Here is a 707-nt window from a genome sequence, read left to right on the forward strand (position 1 = left end):
GACAGATCATACGAAATGGTGGCTCTCCCTTCTCCATCGTGCGTACTTGCACAGGTGAAGTGTGAGTTCTTAATAAGGTATTTGCATCAAAGTAAAAGGTGTCGTGCATAGCACGTGCCGGGTGATGCCCCGGGATATTCAAAGCTTCGAAGTTATGGTAATCATCTTCGATTTCCGGGCCTACTTCTACTGAGTAACCGGCTCTGGCAAAAAACTGCTCAATTCGGCGCATTGTTTTGGTTACCGGGTGCAAACCACCGGTATCGCTTGCGCGGCCTGGCAAGGTGACATCCACAGCTTCTGAACGGAGCTTGTTCTCAAGCTCAGCTGTTTCAAGGGACTCTTTCTTGGCTAACAGTTTTTCCAAGACACCTTCTTTGGCTTCGTTTATCTTTGCTCCGGCCGCTGGTCTTTCAGACGCATCTAACTTACCCAATGTTTTGAGTAGCTGGGTGATTTCACCCTTCTTGCCTAGGTAATCAACTCTGACCTGGTCCAATTCTTGAATTTTTTCCGCTGCATCTACAGCGCTAATGGCGCGTTGAACAAGTTGTTCAAGGTTTTCCATTACTGCTCTCCGAAAAAACAGTACTCAAAATAAAAATAGGGGGTGAGTTGTCTCGCCCCCTATCCAGCTATTACTTATGTTTCAACGAGTGTTGAACTAAGTCTTAGTTTGCTAGTGCAGCTTTAGCCTTTTCAACAAC

Annotated in this window: 1 pseudogene; it reads right to left on the bottom strand. The window is 46.3% G+C overall.

The window, feature by feature from the left end:
- Window positions 1-568: pseudogene (locus A3763_RS03325) on the bottom strand (phenylalanine--tRNA ligase subunit alpha); the annotation flags it as partial.
- Window positions 569-707 lie beyond the last annotated feature (139 nt).

The sequence above is a fragment of the Oleiphilus sp. HI0128 genome (assembly GCF_001635365.1).